This is a genomic window from Flavobacterium xanthum, assembly GCF_900142695.1.
In the GTDB taxonomy this organism is placed as follows: Bacteria; Bacteroidota; Bacteroidia; order Flavobacteriales; family Flavobacteriaceae; genus Flavobacterium; species Flavobacterium xanthum.
Map to the genome: position 1 here is coordinate 1 of NZ_FRBU01000014.1, position 16756 is coordinate 16756.

General features: G+C 34.4%; 14 protein-coding genes and 2 pseudogenes. 10 read left to right on the plus strand and 6 right to left on the minus strand.

Annotated elements, in window-relative coordinates; translation table 11 throughout:
- A pseudogene (locus BUC11_RS07600) lies at positions 1 to 257 on the minus strand (tyrosine-type recombinase/integrase); the annotation flags it as partial.
- A 383-nt stretch (positions 258 to 640) separates the two neighbouring features.
- Between BUC11_RS07600 and BUC11_RS07605 the strand changes: the two are divergent.
- Both BUC11_RS07605 and BUC11_RS07610 read left to right on the plus strand, forming a co-directional pair.
- A complete protein-coding gene (locus BUC11_RS07605; RefSeq protein ID WP_073353059.1) occupies positions 641 to 1954 on the plus strand; it encodes an AAA family ATPase in 1314 nt (437 codons plus the stop codon).
- Entirely contained in the window at positions 1947 to 2639 is a 693-nt protein-coding gene (locus BUC11_RS07610; protein WP_073353060.1) for an RloB family protein, read from the plus strand. The genes BUC11_RS07605 and BUC11_RS07610 overlap by 8 nt, the downstream gene beginning before the upstream one ends.
- A gap of 220 nt (positions 2640 to 2859) precedes the next feature.
- On the opposite strand, the pseudogene BUC11_RS07615 reads toward BUC11_RS07610, so the two are convergent.
- Positions 2860 to 3351, minus strand: a pseudogene (locus BUC11_RS07615) (IS91 family transposase); the annotation flags it as partial.
- A gap of 191 nt (positions 3352 to 3542) precedes the next feature.
- On the opposite strand from BUC11_RS07615, the gene BUC11_RS07620 reads away from it, so the two are divergent.
- From BUC11_RS07620 to BUC11_RS07630, 3 genes are all read left to right on the plus strand, one after another.
- On the plus strand, positions 3543 to 4127 hold the full coding sequence (locus BUC11_RS07620; protein ID WP_139259440.1) for a fasciclin domain-containing protein: 585 nt from the start codon (positions 3543 to 3545) through the stop codon (positions 4125 to 4127).
- A 352-nt stretch (positions 4128 to 4479) separates the two neighbouring features.
- The gene (locus tag BUC11_RS07625; protein WP_073353061.1) at positions 4480 to 4842 is read left to right on the plus strand and encodes a hypothetical protein; all 363 of its coding nucleotides are present in this window, start codon (positions 4480 to 4482) and stop codon (positions 4840 to 4842) included.
- Positions 4843 to 4851: 9 nt separating this feature from the next.
- The gene (locus BUC11_RS07630) at positions 4852 to 5151 is read left to right on the plus strand and encodes a hypothetical protein (RefSeq protein ID WP_139259441.1); all 300 of its coding nucleotides are present in this window, start codon (positions 4852 to 4854) and stop codon (positions 5149 to 5151) included.
- A 426-nt stretch (positions 5152 to 5577) separates the two neighbouring features.
- Here BUC11_RS07630 and BUC11_RS07635 read toward each other — a convergent pair whose 3' ends face one another.
- The 4 genes from BUC11_RS07635 to BUC11_RS07650 are packed head-to-tail and all read right to left on the minus strand — an operon-like array spanning position 5578 to position 10568.
- Positions 5578 to 7161 carry an MFS transporter gene (locus BUC11_RS07635; RefSeq protein ID WP_073353063.1) on the minus strand — a complete coding sequence of 528 codons (1584 nt, stop codon included), beginning with the start codon at positions 7159 to 7161 and terminating at the stop codon, positions 5578 to 5580.
- A gap of 3 nt (positions 7162 to 7164) precedes the next feature.
- A complete protein-coding gene (locus BUC11_RS07640; RefSeq protein ID WP_073353064.1) occupies positions 7165 to 8217 on the minus strand; it encodes an HlyD family secretion protein in 1053 nt (350 codons plus the stop codon).
- Positions 8218 to 8253: 36 nt separating this feature from the next.
- The gene (locus tag BUC11_RS07645; protein WP_245793809.1) at positions 8254 to 9705 is read right to left on the minus strand and encodes a TolC family protein; all 1452 of its coding nucleotides are present in this window, start codon (positions 9703 to 9705) and stop codon (positions 8254 to 8256) included.
- 41 nt (positions 9706 to 9746) lie between these two features.
- Positions 9747 to 10568, minus strand: a complete 822-nt coding sequence (locus BUC11_RS07650; RefSeq protein WP_073353065.1) for a helix-turn-helix domain-containing protein — start codon at positions 10566 to 10568, stop codon at positions 9747 to 9749.
- 156 nt (positions 10569 to 10724) lie between these two features.
- On the opposite strand from BUC11_RS07650, the gene BUC11_RS07655 reads away from it, so the two are divergent.
- From BUC11_RS07655 to BUC11_RS07675, 5 genes are all read left to right on the plus strand, one after another.
- Positions 10725 to 12224, plus strand: coding sequence for a succinate CoA transferase (locus BUC11_RS07655; RefSeq protein ID WP_073353066.1), 1500 nt, complete (start codon positions 10725 to 10727; stop codon positions 12222 to 12224).
- 349 nt (positions 12225 to 12573) lie between these two features.
- Complete coding sequence (locus tag BUC11_RS07660) at positions 12574 to 13011, plus strand: acyl-CoA thioesterase (RefSeq protein WP_073353067.1); 438 nt, start codon at positions 12574 to 12576, stop codon at positions 13009 to 13011.
- 86 nt (positions 13012 to 13097) lie between these two features.
- Complete coding sequence (locus tag BUC11_RS07665) at positions 13098 to 13676, plus strand: cytochrome b/b6 domain-containing protein (RefSeq protein ID WP_073353068.1); 579 nt, start codon at positions 13098 to 13100, stop codon at positions 13674 to 13676.
- Positions 13677 to 13778: 102 nt separating this feature from the next.
- Complete coding sequence (locus tag BUC11_RS07670; RefSeq protein WP_073353069.1) at positions 13779 to 14588, plus strand: NIPSNAP family protein; 810 nt, start codon at positions 13779 to 13781, stop codon at positions 14586 to 14588.
- Positions 14589 to 15038: 450 nt separating this feature from the next.
- Positions 15039 to 16721, plus strand: a complete 1683-nt coding sequence (locus BUC11_RS07675) for a Na/Pi cotransporter family protein (protein WP_073353070.1) — start codon at positions 15039 to 15041, stop codon at positions 16719 to 16721.
- Positions 16722 to 16756: the final 35 nt, after the last annotated feature.

Here is a 16756-nt window from a genome sequence, read left to right on the forward strand (position 1 = left end):
TTATCGTGTTTAATCGACGGTAAATGCAGAAATTCATAAGGCAAGCCCTCGGATTTAAGCAAAAACCGAAGCCCGTAAACACAATGTTTAAAATAGGTTTGTGAAGGTGTTTTAGAGCGTTTTTGAAGCATAAACAAGTATTCTTGTACTTGCTCAATGTCTAACTCCGTTGGGATTTTTCCAAAATGCAATGCCATAGCCGCAACATGCTGACCGTAGTTTCTACAGGTACTTTCACTTCTGCCCAGAACGGACATCGTTCGCTTAAAGCGATGAAATAAAACTGCAAAATCAGGAACCTCTGCAACTGCACGACTGATGATGGTAGTCGGTACAACTACTTCATCTTCTTTTTTTTGTCATCTTAATTTGTTTTATATATATTTACAAAGGACTAACATTTTCAGGCAAAACACTACCGTAGGTTTAGTTCAACAGCGGTTTCAAGAAATGGCGAGAAAAGTGCTAAATTGATGTATTTCTTTCGCAAGATATTATCTTAATGGAAAATATGCGGTTACGAAGTTCGCCACTTCTTGAAGCCGCGGAACGTTAGCAGTAATACTAAAAAAACGTTAATTCGCGGAAAAATCAATTCTTATTTATATATTTACATAATAATTACAAATTATCAAATAAGATGAAAATTCAAGAATTTAGTTTTGGTAACTTTAAGTCATTTAAAGAAATTCAGACTTTAAATTTATCAGCTGCAAAAATCAAATCTCACAATAAAGAAATTGATGTCAATAATGTTATTGATGAAAACTCTAATTTATTTTTAAAGACTAAAGCTATTTACGGCGCAAATGCTAGTGGTAAAAGCAATATTATTAAGGCATTAGCTACATTTATTAGAATTATTAAAACTTCAATTAAAGATGAAGATATTTTATATTTGGTTGATTCTTTCCGACTATCAACCAAAACAGAAAATGAACCAAGTTTTTTTCAATTAATTTTTTGGCATAATAATATTAAATATAGATATGGATTTGAAGTAGATGATGAAAAAATTTATTCTGAATGGCTTTATTCTACCCCAAAAAAAAGAGAACTTCCATTATTCATTAGAGAAGGAAAAAAAATCATTGAATTAGATAAAAAAAATTACAACGAAGGATATAAATTAGTCAGTCTATTTGAAGAAGAAACAGAGGAAAATGAGATTTTTAGGAATAATTCATTGTTTTTATCAACACTCGCTACTTTCGGCTTTGGAAAATTATCTAAAGATTTGATTAATGCAATCGGCTCAACAATTATAATCAGTGGATTAGGACATCAAGGAATGTTTAGATTTGCTGGGGACGCTATTACAAACAGTGAAAAGAAAAAATACATTGTAGATTTTTTGAAATATGGAGATGTAGGTATTGAAGACATTGATGCTTTGGATGTGCCTGAAATTGATTCGGAAGAAAGTGAAAATGAAGATGAAACTAAAAAGGAATTAACAAAACAGAAAAAGAGAAAACTATTAATCTCATTTAGAAAAAAATATGATGAAAATCTAAAGGCAGTCGAGAACGAGTCTTTCCCATTCAGTAGTAATGAATCAGAAGGGACTCAAAAATTATTTGAATTAAGTCCTTTTATTTATGAAGCACTGAAGAATAATAGACCAATAATTATTGACGAATTTGATGCTAGATTTCATCCATTATTAACAAAAAAAATTGTTGAATTATTCAATTCAACTTCCAATATTGGCTCACAACTAATTTTTACTACTCACGACACAAACTTATTGTCCAACGACTTATTAAGAAGAGATCAAATTGAGTTTGTGGAAAAAGACCAGTTTGGTGCGAGTCATTTATATTCTCTTGTTGAGTTTAAAGGAATTAGAAATAATGCCTCTTTTGAAAAGGATTATATTCAAGGTAAATATGGAGCAATTCCTTTTTTAGGGGATTTTGACAAATTAATTAATTCTGTTTCAAATGCCTAAAAAAACTAAAGCAATAAAAATAACTGACATTAAGTCTGAAAAACCTTGGCTTAAAAAAGCCAAAGCTTCTGTATATGAAATAGAAACTAGAGAAGTTAAAAAAACAATTTTAATTATCTGTGAAGGTCAAACAGAAAAATTATACTTCGAATCATTTCCTGTTTTAACACTTACAGTTGAAGCAATTGATTTGAAAGGAGAAAGTAAATTAAAGTTAATTGAATCAACTATAGAAATTGTAAAAAATAGTATTAAAATATACGATGAAGTTTGGTGCGTTTTCGACATGGATTTTAAAAGAGGTGAAAAAGAGTTTGCAGATTTTGATAATGCGATTACCAAAGGGAAAAATTGTGGTTATAAAATAGCTTATTCAAATGATGCTTTTGAATTGTGGTTCTATCTTCACTATCAATACAATGATAATAAAAATCATAGGAGCTTCTACTATTCATTCTTAAGTAAAGAATGGAATATCAACTATGAAAAAGATGGAAAAAAGTACAACTTTTGTAAATCAGTCTATGACAAATTAAACAACGATGATAAGGCATCACAAGAAAAAGCAATAGAAAGAGCTGAAACAATTTATCAAGCACAAGTTGACAAAAAATATCACGAGCAAAACCCAATAACTTTAGTCAGTGAATTGGTTAAGTTTCTAAATCAGAATAAAAGAAAGTAAGTACTACTGCTAACAGCTAGGGTTTCGTTGCGTTCGAAGAACGAACAATGAAGCCGCGGTTGAACTGAACCGATTACATGCCGTCAACTATGGGGTTATCGTAAAATTATTTGGAGGATTTCAAGAGGATTTGGAGTCCTCTTTTTTTTTGCCGTATTGTAAGAGCAATTTTTATAGTGATTTCATTCACATTTATCCATAAAATCCCTTACCCACAAAATTAGCTTTCATAGGAATTAGAACTGTGGCTACCGCCAAGATACCAAGCAGGCGGACCACGCTGGTCGAAAACCGCTATTCGGTGTAAATTACCCGTTTTGCAACACGGACATTTGGGCAAAAAAGGTTTCTTCTCTACTTTTTCTAGCACTTTTACTTTTAATTTCTCCTGCAAAAGCTTGAGCTTTTGACGTTTCCAAGCACTGCTCAAAAAACCGTAATGCCGTATTTTTACACCCGAGCCCAAAGGGCGAACTGACGAAGTAAAACGTTTGGGCAAAATATGCAATGCAAACCGTCGGATAAATTCGGAGTGCGTCAGTGTCATTTGTTTTTTGAACCCGTTTTGCCTGTAATCCTTGTACGCAAAAGTCACGTTTTGATGGTCAATACTTTGGATGCGGTTGTTGCTAATGGCTATTTTATGAGTATATCTTCCCAGATATTCCACCACTTATTTTGGACTTCCAAAAGGCTTTTTGGAAAAAACCACCTAAAAATAGGGAACTGGCAAGAACTCGCTCTGTCTGGCTATTGTCCACTTATATAAGCACAGCGGAAAAGCTAGGGCCGCAAAAAATTATTTTTTATAATTTGTTTAAAATGTTGTTAAAAAGAGTAAACAAACCATATTATTGTTTACCTTTGAGTATCTTAATTTAATTTAAACTTAAAATATTGACTATGAAATTAGTAAAAACAATTAGTGTATTTGTATTATTAGGAGTAATCACTACTTCTTGTGGAGAAAAAAAACAAGCAGAATCAACAGACATGACTGATTCAACAGCAGTAGCAATGGACACTACAGTTGTAGTGGAAACACCAAACATTGTAGGAGTAGCCTCTGGAAATGCAGATTTCTCAACACTTGTAGCAGCTGTAAAAGCAGCAGGTTTAGTTGAAACGTTAAGTAGTGAAGGTCCTTTCACTGTTTTTGCACCAAACAACGCTGCATTTGATAAACTTCCTGCAGGAACTGTAGATGGTTTATTGAAACCAGAAAGTCTTGATAAACTGAAAGCAGTTTTGACGTACCACGTAGTATCAGGTAAATTTGACGCTGCAACAGTAATTGACGCCATTAACAAAAACAACGGAAAATACACTGTTACCACCGTTCAAGGAGGTACAATCGTTTTAAGTTTGAAAGACGGTAAAGTAATGTTAACAGATGCCAATGGCGGAATGGCAACAGTTGTTCTTGCTGATGTAGCTGCTTCAAATGGAGTAATTCATGCAATCGATACTGTAGTGATGCCTAAATAAGGTTTAAAACTTTTATTTTATAAACCGTTGTACCAATACAGCGGTTTTTTTTTGCAAAATTACTACCAATTCCCTTTGCTATTTCTATAATAAACGACTTCTTAGGCTATCTTTGGACTTCCATATCCCAACATTTGAAAAAAAATATACTTAACTGTGCGGGTAATAATTGGCAAACCGCTGGCTTTCCCGTTATTACTTGCATCTACCCTATTTTAAAAACATTTCTTTTTTGAATAAAGAAAAATGCTACCTTCTATTTCAAACTAACAAATTGAAAAAAATAATGTAGATACCCATCATCAAAAATAGTATTTTAAGGAATGACACTATTTAATTTAAAACACTTACTATGAAATTATCTTCTTTTCTAATTCTTATTTCAGTATTGCTTTTGAATTGTCAAAACAAAGACAACCAAGCGCCAAAAGCACCAATTAAAAAAAAGGCAGACACTTTGCACATTGTTGAAGAAAGCAACCAAAAGACAACCGATAGTGTGACCGCTATACAAACGCAAAAGACTCACCAACTCATTCTAACGTCAAATGCATTACAAGCAATAAATAAAACGACGGGTTCCACATCGGAAATTCCTTTTGGCAAACCCTTTGATGAAATGAAAGAAATCGTGTCTAGAATTTTACAATCAAAACCAATATCCGAAGGAATTAATGCGGAATGTGGCGCTGGACCGCTAAAAATGGCATCTTGAAATAATGGATTGACGCTAGTGTTTCAGAAAAAAGGGGCACAATCAGTAGAATCAGAAAGCCGCTGGGAATTTGCGGGTTGGTATGTAAGCCTCAACCCACGAAATACAACAAAGAGTACTACCATGGCAGGAATCGGTATTGGATCTACGAGAGGCGAAATGGAAAGCGCTTATGTGATTATCGTGAAGAAATCCAGTTTGGGATATGAATTCTCAACGACTTCTGGCCTATATGGAATTTTTGACGGCATGGGAAAACAAGCAAAAATCACAACTATGTGGAGCGGCGTTAGTTGTAATTTTAGATAAGGTAAAAAAAAGTCGTCAAACTATTTCAGCTACAAAAATAAAATTCAGAAAAATCAGCTAAAGCACTAGGTTTAAATTGAAACTTTTCTTTTTTTGTTGATTTTCAGTGCTGTCGTTTAAAACAATCACATGGATTGATGCCCCAAATAAAATTTTTTTGACCAAACCATTCGCAGGCAAAGCCAGAGCTGCGGTAGAATTTAGATAAAAATTATAAGCTCCACATTAAAATCACCTCTTAAAATCAATACCTAAAATTGAGAATTAAATATAGAAAAGGGTACCAAAATTAATCCAGATAAATCGAAAGTTCCTGTTTTAGATTTGTAGTATAAAATATAACTATTGTATATAGCTTCCGTTTTGATTTTGTGCGATTAGCTATTTTTTTCTCTTCTAAAGTAAAAAAAGTGTAAAAATTCCATTTTAATTTCCCCATATCCTATTTTTGAAAATATCAACGGTTTGTTTTATATGTTGGTTTATAACCAAAAGGATGACGATAACTAACATGGCATACCCTACGACGGTAAAGATTTCCATATTAGACAATAAAACCGATTGTTTGGCCACGGAACTTGCGATTTTTTTTAACGCTAATTGACCCGCATTATCCTCCGTATGCCCTTTAGAAATAAAACTTTCAGTTGCTTGTGCAATACGCATTTGAGTTTCCGCACTTTCAGGTGTTACAGATTGTATTAACTTTGAATAATGAGTGTGTTGCAGATAAACACCTGCATTTTGAATAAATGCAAACCCCATCATACTTCCCCAAAAACGTCCCGCTACGCCTACAATTCCAGCAAACGGAGCAAAAGGAGTGGGTACCGCAGAGACAGTAAATAAGACTAACGGCACAAAAATAACTCCAACAGCCACTCCTTGTAAAACATAAGGAATTGCGATATCAGACAAGGTAGCATCGGGGACAAAAAGAAAAGTAAACCACAAATGAAAAACAGCAAAAAGTGAAAATCCTATTATAAATATAAAACGTATGCTCAGTGCCTTTGCTAAAAACAGTCCCGCTAAAAACATTCCTATTACATTCCCAAATACATTTAAATATTGCACATGCGCCACTCTTGAAGGTTCCCAATTCCAAATTACAAACATGGTACTGTGACAAATATTCAAAGTCGATCGGGCGATATAAAAAAATACCGAAAGGACTAATCCGGTTCGTAAATTAGCATAGCGAAATACATTGAGATCAAAGGTAGGTCGCTTGAGCATCATTTGTCGAAAAATAAATAAACCTCCCGTGATTAATGAAAGAACTAATGCTGAAATTATTTGGTGGGAATCGAACCAATATTTCTTTTCTCCATAAACAAAGAAAAATGCTCCTGATAAAATGGCCGTGAGTAAAAGAATAGAACTTGCCCAATCTACTTGATATAAAGGAATTTTTCTATGAAAACGATGTCCTTCAAAAGTTATCATAATTAAAGCCACACACATCACTTGAAATAATGCCGAACCATACGCCATATATTTCCAATCATAATTTTCCAGCAGCCACACCGCAATATTCATGATGAAAGGTGAGGCTAGCATCAACGCACCATAATTAACAGTAAAGCCAATAATCACTGCATTTTTAGATTTGAACCTTGAAATTAAGAAATGTCGCAGCGGCACCACAGGCAGGCCCATCAAAATACCTTCGGCTACTCTTAAGATGATAAACAGTGCGTAATTTTCAATGTAAGCCGTTAAAATAAAGGTTAATGCTGCCAAACTGTAAATGACTATAAAATACTTTTTAGTTGGAAAAAATTGAAATAGACGGGTTTCAATTAGAATCGTAGTCAAAAAAGTTCCATAAGTCACACACATCGAAAACTGTAAATCTTCAATTTCTACATCTAGAAAACTGGCTGAATACGTCAAATTAGAAGTGTAAACGCCTAGCAAAACCATCGAGTGTGTCAAACAGATAAACAAAATCGCGATGCTGGCCCAGTTGGGTACCCAGGATTTAAAAATGCTTTTATTTGACATTGGTTATTGGTGTTCTGCTACAACTATAACATTCATTCCTGCTCGAAGGAAAGCCGTTTGAGCGGCTGGTTCTTGTAGTCTGATTCTAACAGGAATACGTTGCTCGATTTTAATAAAATTTCCGGTGGCATTATCGGGCGGTAAAAGCGAGAAACGCGCGCCACTAGCGGGCGATATTGATTCAATAATTCCGATGAATTTTCGTCCGCTGATCGCATCAGCTTGTAGCGTTACCTCTTGACCCATAGACAAGTATTGTATTTGGGTTTCCTTAAAATTAGCCGTAATCCATTTTTCCTTACTCACAATAGAGACTAAAACTTGTCCTTCTTTTAGTAGTTGTCCGGGCTGAATCATTTTTTTTCCCACCAAGCCATCATAAGGAGCCGTAATCACTGTATAAGAGAGAAACAATGCAGCGTTATCCGCAACGGCCTGTTTAGCTGCAATTACGGTCTGAGCCGTTGGGATTTTAGCAGATGCTTCGGAAGTATTTAACGCTGCTGATTGAATGGTATTGACAATTTCTTGATACTGGGCTTGAGCCGATTGATAATCGGCTTTAACTTTTTCGACTTGTTGATTTGTGGTTGCTTCCTGTTTTAATAAAGATTGATAGCGGTTGTATTCCAGTTTTGTTTGCCAAACTTTACTTTTTGCAGCCTCGAGTTGCGATCGTCTTACCAGAATAGCATTAGAAGTGGTCGCAACATTTTTTTCTATCACATTGACATTGGCTTTAGCATTTTCGACCTCTGCCAAAGCACTATTTAAATGCGATTTATATTCCCTATTGTCTAGTATAATTATCGTGTCTCCCTGGTGTACAAACTGATTTTCATTGTATCGAACTTCCTGAACATAACCCGTTATTCGAGTCAAAATAGGTGTTACATATTGTTCTACCTGAGCATCATTTGTTTCTTCGTGATTTCTATTAAAAAAATAAAACCAAATCCCTAGAACAATTCCCATGACCACTAAAACAGTTGCAATCACTGTAATCAGTTTACTAAATGATTTGTGGGCTCTTGATGAATTTTCTATTTTTATCATATTCGCTGAGAACTAAAAATTATATAAAAACTTGAATTATTTTTTGGAAAGAATTCCCGCTGTATGAAGCAATTCGTATTGTTTCATCAACGCATCGATTCTGGTAGCTATTCTATTAAACTTGGCCTGAAGCAAGGCATTATCTGCATCCACCATTTCAGTAATTAAAACAAGTTGGTTGAGGTATTTTACTTTAACAATGCGATAATTCTCTTGGGCTAAATCCAATGCTTTCTTGGTAACCACCAATTGATCGCTTATTTCCTGATATTGGGTGTGCTGCCTAAATACTTTATCAGTCATCTCATTTTTAACTATTTCGGATTCATTTTGCTGCAATTCTAATTGTAAGTTAGCCACTTGAACCTGCACCTTATTTTTGTACAAAGCTGACAAATCATACGTAGCTTCCACACCAATTTGACCAATGGTATATAAAAAAGGCATGTCCAATCGAAACGCCATGTAATTAGGATACCGTAAATTGTAATTTCCAAAAAATCCAATTTTAGGCAGATACTTTGCTTTGACCATTTTTAGCTCTGTCTTTTTGACCGCTACTTCCCCACTCGCCATTTTCATTTCCTCATTTTGCATAGTCTTCTTAAAATAGAAATCATAATCCTCCATCGTGTCCCTATCAAATAGGCCTGTTGTATCTATTTCTATATTGGATTCCTCCGGCAATTGCAATACTGTTTTCAACTCTTGAAGTGCAATCGTGCAATTTTTATTGTTCGTCAAAGCAGTCAATTCCCGATCTGAAAGTTGCAATTCGGCACGCAAGACTTCATTTTTTGTCACTGTTCCAAACGCTTTAAATACTTTTACCTCTTTTAATCGCTCTTGTTCTTCTTTAATGCTTTCATCAATAATTTTTTGAAGTTCCATCATTTTGTAAATACCCAAAAAAGTAGCCACAACCTCTAAACGCACATCATTCTCTGCCTTCTCTACGTTGATTTCTGCAATTTCACTTTGTAGTTTTGATTTTTTTATCGCATTGTTGATGCCATTTGCCTCATAAATAGGCATTCGGAAGTTTGAAACGGCATCGTAAATCAAATTACCTGGCAGTGGCGCAATCGTCTCTTTTTGGCTAAAAAAACCACCACGATACTGCGTTAAATCTGACAATCGCGAATACATGGCATTAAAATGAACTTCAGGTAAACGAAGATTTTTAGCAGTTCTAATTTCTGTCTCCGTAATCTTTCTTTGGATTTGGGCTTTTCGAATGGTCCTGTTATTTTCGTTGGCAATTCGCATCGCTTCAGGTAAAGTGAGTGCAACGGATTGTTGGGCTTGTACTGCCATTGCGTATGGAAACAAGAGTAATGTTAACAATACACTTTTTAAAAAATTAATCTTAGGTTGCTCTGGTGTAACCTGCTTTTTAAGAAACATAATAAAGATAAAAGAATAGTACACAAAGGTCTTTAATTTTATTGATGCTGTAAAAACATCAAAAGTCAAATATGTATTCATATCGGACAAAATTAAAAACGAAGGTGATTCTGAACATGAGCTTATCCTTTTTTCAGTATTTCGACACCATTTAAATAATCAGAAGGGCGCTGTCCCAATATTTTGAAAAAAGTATTGCTGAACGTGGGAACACTGTTGTATCCAACAGTCCGCGCCACTTCGCTTATGGAAAGTTTTTTTTCAAGTAATAATTCTATTGCTTTCAAAATTCGTCGGATCGTAAAATATTGAATAAAAGACATACCCAAATCTTTCTGAAACAAACGGTATAACGATCGCTCGCTAAAACCAAAGCGACTGGCCAGGTCCGAAAACAAAATCGTATCTCCCCAGTTTTTTTCTAAATAGTCAATAATCTTTAGCAACCGCATGTCTTTTGGAGAGGGTAAGGACAAAGGCAATTTAGTCCGGCAAATTTCTGGTAAAATAGCTTTTATAGCATTGGCAATGATAAAATTTCGACTTCCTTTTTTCAGGTTTCCGTTCCATCGATTCGTGAAAAGCATCATTTGCAACAAAAGATCATTAACAGGATAAATTCCTTCTGTTTCATAAAAAGATTCTTCATCTTTTTCAATAGGAAAATACAAATTTCGCATCATCACTTTTTCAGAGCTGGGATGAATGCTGTGTGCTACACCACCTGGAATCCATATAAAATGGCGAGCTGGGAGGAAATAAGTTCTCGTTTCGGTGGTGACGTAGACAATACCACCTTCGGAATAGAGCATTTGAGCTTTATCATGCTTGTGAGTTGGAATCAATAATTCCCCCATTAAATCATGATGGCAATAAATACTTTTTTTATCGGTATCTACTTCTTTAATGTAATATTTCTCTGCGGAAACTGCTATTAAATTCATTGTGGCTTATCTGAATATGTTTTTGGCGTATTAGGATACAAAACCAATGCGTAATTGTATTAAAATTGTATGGCAAATAAATCAAATTAAAAATAATTGATTTAATCTTTATTAAAACATCAATTTTCCGTTAATTTTATTAGTAAAAAACCAATTATGCAATCGGATAGAATCAAATTTCAAAGTTACAAAGACAAAGTTATTACAGCGCAGGAAGCAGCTCTTTTTTTCAAGGACAAAATGACCGTTGGAACTAGTGGTTTTACCAAAGCTGGCGATAGTAAAGCTGTATTACCTGCTTTTGCAGAAAGAGCAAAATTTGAAAATATTGCAATCACTTTGATTACCGGTGCCTCTTTAGGACAAACTACCGACACTGATTTAGCCAATAATAATGCTTTGTATAAAAGAATGCCTTTCCAGTCCGATGCTGCTTTGCGAAAAAAAATAAACGATGGCGAAATACTTTATATTGACCAACATTTAAGTGAAACGGCTGAAATGTTAGAAAATAAACACCTGCCAAAAATTGATATTGCGGTAATTGAAGCCACTTATATTGATGAAAATGGAAATATTATTCCCACGACTTCTGTTGGTAACTCGCCTACATTTGCTCATTTAGCAGATAAAATTATAATTGAAATAAACACTTCTATTCCACTGGGATTCAAAGGAATTCATGATGTTTACATTTCTGAAAATTATCCAAACAGACAAATTCTTAATGTGACGGCTTCAAACGATAGAATTGGTCAGGAATATATTACCATTGATTCTAAAAAAGTAGTGGGAATTGTTTTTACAGAAATTCTAGACAGTCCGGCTCAGCCTACGGAAATAGATGTAAAAACTGCCGCTATTGCGGGGCATCTTTTAGGTTTTTTAGAAAATGAAATTACAGCAGGGCGCTTAACCAATTCGTTGATGCCACTTCAGGCTGGAATTGGAAAAGTAGCCAATGCTGTTATGTCTGGATTTGCGAAAAGTAGTTTTGAGAATTTAGTGATGTATTCCGAAGTTTTGCAAGACAGCACCTTTGAACTTATAGATAGCGGAAAAATGAATTTCGCTTCGGCTTCTTCTATTACTGTTTCAGAAAATTGTTATAAAAAAATACTGGCTAATTTTGATTTTTATAAAGATAAGATGCTACTTCGTCCGCAAACCATAAGCAATTCGGCTGAGGTCATCAGAAGATTAGGCGTTATTGCAATCAACACAGCGATAGAATTTGATATTTACGGCAATGTAAATTCAACGCACATTGCTGGAACCAAGATGATGAACGGCATTGGCGGGTCAGGTGATTTTGCTCGAAATGCCTATCTGAGTATTTTTGTAACCCAATCCTCCTCTAAAGAAGGAAATGCTGTTTCTCATGTTTTACCAATGGTTTCCCATGTAGATCATACGGAACATGATGTCGATGTTTTGATCACGGAGCAAGGAGTCGCTGATTTGAGAGGTCTGGCGCCAAGAGAACGCGCCAAAGTAATTATCGAAAATTGTGTTCATCCCGAGTACAAAGAAGAATTATCGGATTATTTTAATCGTTCCAAACTTCGCGGTGGTCACACACCACATCTTCTGGAAGAAGCTTTTAAATTTCATTTGCGATTCTTAGAAACTGGTTCCATGAAAAAAATGCTATAATCATTTATCATTAACCCAATTGAACCTTTCATGCTAATAGAAGATGCAGTGCCGAAAATTGCCTGTCGTTTTCCCTTAACAAAAATTCTTAAAGAAGACAAAGTATACTATTCGCTATTTAACCTTGCTGATTGCAATCCAAAAGACCGTTTATAATTATATTTTTTTAGAAGAAACAACAGTTTTACAGACTCCGTTTGATTTTAACGTTCTAATAAAGGGTAAAAGAATTGATTTAGTTGGTTTTCGTTCCACATATATTGCGTAGTTTTGACCATAGCACTTTGTCTTTCTGCTGCTCTATTTAAATGCAAAAGAGACCTAATAAAAAAACTTAAAAAAAACAATAATGACATCTTTTAGCAAAGAATTATCCTTTCGTTGGTCTGACTTAGACCCTAATTTTCATGTACGCCACAGTGCTTATTATGACTTTGGTGCACAACATCGTATTGAAATTCTAGAAGGTTTAGGCCTAACGATGAAAGTTTTACAAGCGCAGCATTTTGGTCCAATTCTATTTAGAGAAGAATGTATTTTTAGAAAAGAAATAAAACTTTCTGATAAAATCATAATGCGTACCAAAATTTCTAAAATGAAACCCGATGCTTCACGCTGGTCTATTGTGCATGAGTTCTTGAATGAAGAGGATAAACTTTGCGCCATAATAACTGTTGATGGGGCTTGGATGGATACAAAATTGCGAAAAATTGCTCAACCTACACCTGAAATTGCTATTGAAGCCATCAGTCTTTTTCCTAAAAGTGAAGATTTTATCAGTCTTTAATAAATTGAAGAATCCAATCCTATTTGTTTTATCATTTCTACTTAATTAAGGTTTAAAAAAGAGTAATCAACTAATTCTAAAAAATCATGAGAACAAGAAGCTACTCCGTCACTTATAGAATTATGCATTGGTCCATTGCAATTTGTTTCATGGCAATGCTTTTTACTATATTTTTAAGACTTACGTGGATGAACAAAAACAATGTCGCACTAATCATTCAAGATTATTTAGCGACTACAAATCAATCTTTATCACAAGACCAGCTCCTTACACTTGCCAAAAAAATAAGAAAACCTATGTGGGATTGGCATATTTATATTGGATACGCTTTGGTAGGTTTGTACAGCATCCGAATTTTGCTTCCGTTTTTTGGACAGATGAAGTTCTCTAATCCTTTTAGTCGTGGCCTTACGGTACAGGAAAAATTCCAATATTACATTTATGCCATTTTTTATGTCTGTGTAGCCATTTCTCTAACGACAGGTTTAATTATCGTTTTAGGTCCAAAAAATTTAAAAGAGCCAATGGAACAAATACACGTACTTTCGATTTACTATTTGTTGACCTTTATCGTTCTTCACTTAGGAGGTGTTTTCTTATCAGAGTTTACGACACAGAATGGATTAATTTCGAGAATGATCAGTGGGTCAAAAAAGGAAAAGTAAACTAGGATGGAGTAAAAATATTTGTTTCCCCATGCATCCGTTTCTTTTTATACTTTTATAATTATGTTATACATTAGCTACTAATCCATAAAAAAACCAATAATGAAATTATCAAAACTATTCCCAGCATTGCTATTGATTTTGATCTTTAGCAGTTTTAATTCATTATTTACGGATACAAAAAGCGCACTATCAAAAGCGTCAGCTGAGGAATATTACCAAATTAAAACGTATATTTTTAAAAACGAACAACAAGAACAAACTACTGACCTGTACTTAAAGGAGGCATATTTACCCGGTTTAAAAAAACTAGGAATTAAAGATATAGGTGTTTTTAAACCTATATCTAACCGCACGGATACGCTAAAAAAAATTATCGTGATAATCCCTTTTTCTACTTTAGAAGGATTTCTAACGCTAGACAAAAAACTAGCAAAAGACAAAAGGTACTTGCTTGCAGGTGCTCCCTATTTGAATGCAACGCACAAGCAGCCGCCTTACCTGAGAATAGAATCCGTTTTACTAAAAGCTTTTTCAGATCATCCGTTACTAAAAAAACCAATATTGAATAGCATAAGAAACAATCGTGTTTATGAATTAAGAAGTTACGAATCAGCAACTGAAACCATTTACGCCAACAAAGTAGACATGTTTAATGGTGGTGGAGAAATAAAACTGTTTGATAAACTCGGATTTAATGCTGTCTTTTATGGCGAAGTCATCTCCGGTGCCAAAATGCCTAACCTAATGTACCTGACTACTTTTGCCGATAAGGCGAGTCGCGAAGCACATTGGAACTTTTTTTCAGAAGCACCAGAATGGAAAGAAATGTCCTCCCTCCCAAAATATCAAAATAATGTATCGCACATGGATATCACGTTTATGTATCCTACTGACTATTCTGATTATTAATTCTAAAATACAAGTACTATCTGTGTTACTATGTTCATCATAATCTACCCAACACTTCTAGGAGACTGTGCCGTTTTTAAGGCACCATATTTTAAAATCACGGAAAACTAGCGCATAAATTCGATTGGTTCCACTAAACAACGATTGAATACAACCATCGTACTTTTTTTAAGAAGACCATCATAACAGCTCTCTTAAGTACCCCTTCAGCAAGAATAGCCGTAATTTGCTGGAACACTATTTAAGTAGGTGTTTACCTTAAACGTTATCTGTTGAAAAATAGCCTTTTTGAAACTCATTAGTAAAAATTAAAACTATTGTTTACATTCCTTTTATCACCAATTCAAAGTTAAATCGGCTCCATTATCCTTTTTAATCGCTATAAATAAGGATTAGATTGGTTCGTGTACCATCTTATAAATTTCAGTATCTTTAGTACCAATTTAAGCTATGGAAACTTTCAATACAATACTAAAACTGGGAGCTGGCGTGGGTTTATTCCTATTCGCTATTTACCTTGTTGAGGAATCCCTTAAGAAACTCTCTGGAAGAAGTTTCAAACTATTTTTGCAACGGATTACAAAAAACAATATTGGCGCTGTAGTGGGTGGTACCATTGTAACTGGTATTCTCCAGAGCAGTTCTATGGTTTCTTTAATGGTTTTAGCTTTTGTTGGCGCTGGTGTTTTTACAATGAAAAATGCGATGTCCATTATCTTGGGCGCAAATTTAGGAACAACAATTGCCAGTTGGTTAGTGGCCACACTCGGCTTTAAAACGAATATTGAAGTCATTGCTTATCCAGCCGTTTGCTTAGGCGGTTTTCTACTAATCCTATTAGGAAACCGAAAAAAAATAAAATACGTTTCTTATTTTCTTTTGGGATTTGGATTGATGTTCATCGGACTTTCCTTTATGAAATCAGCGATGGAATCACAAGTTCAGCACTTTGACTTTTCGCATTATGCTTCCATGCCATTACTTTTTTTTCTGATTATTGGTTTTTTAATTACACTGATTGTACAATCAAGCTCCGTGACCATGGCACTGACATTAAGTGCATTAAACGCTGGAGCAATTGGATTTCCTATGGCAGCTGCTATAGTTTTAGGCGGAGAAACTGGGACAATTATTAAAATATTAGTAAGTGCCATTGGTGGCAATGCTTCCAAAAAAAGGGTAGCTCTGGGCAATTTATTTTTCAATATTTTCATTACTGCCATTGCATTTATCTTATTAAAACCCATTTTATTACTAATTACTGATATCATAAAAATTAAAGATCCGTTGATTGGTTTGGTTACCTTTTCTAGTCTGATCAATTTATTAGCCATCGTGCTGTTTCTTCCAGTATTAGATTCATTTACTAAATTTTTAGAGCGTTTTTTCAAAAATACGGATGGCAATACTGCGGCTTTTATAGGCCATGCTTCCATTGAGGAACCGGAATCGGCACTGGATTTATTTCGTCTAGAAGCCAACTACTTTATACACAACTCAATACTTTTCAATCTGGAATTATTTAAAATCAACAACTTCGATTTTCACAAACAAAGTGATTTTACAGCAATTAATGAAAAACGGAACTATAATTCGAAAACAAGTGAAGAAAAATATGAGTTTCTGAAACAGCTCCAAGGTGAGTTACAGGCGTTCCATCTAAAATTAAGAGCAAAGTTGAACAGTGAACAAAGTTCAGAACTCAACCAATTAATATCAGCCGTACGAAGTGCTATGCATGCCGTCAAAAGTGTAAAAGATATTGATAGTAATATTACAAATCTGAGCCACTCTTCAAAAGATATCAAATACCAGTTTTTTATGCACAACAAAAAAGAAACTGAAAGCCTCTATTTAAAATTAAATGGACTCTTATTCAAAGAAAAACAGTCTAGTTTTGACGAACTTGTATCTTTATTTAATAGCATTCAAAAAAACTACACCTCGGCGCTTAATACCTTTTACACAGATGTGCAACTTACTACAATTGAAAGTATCGATATAACGACAGTCATTAATTTTAATAGGGAACTTTTTACCGCCAACAAAGCGATTTTAATGGCTGTGAAAGACCTTTTATTGGAGGAGAAAGTAGCGGAACATTTTAATGAAATTCCCATTTATAAGACCTAAAGAACATTTATTTCAATGTAAATAGACTCGATAAT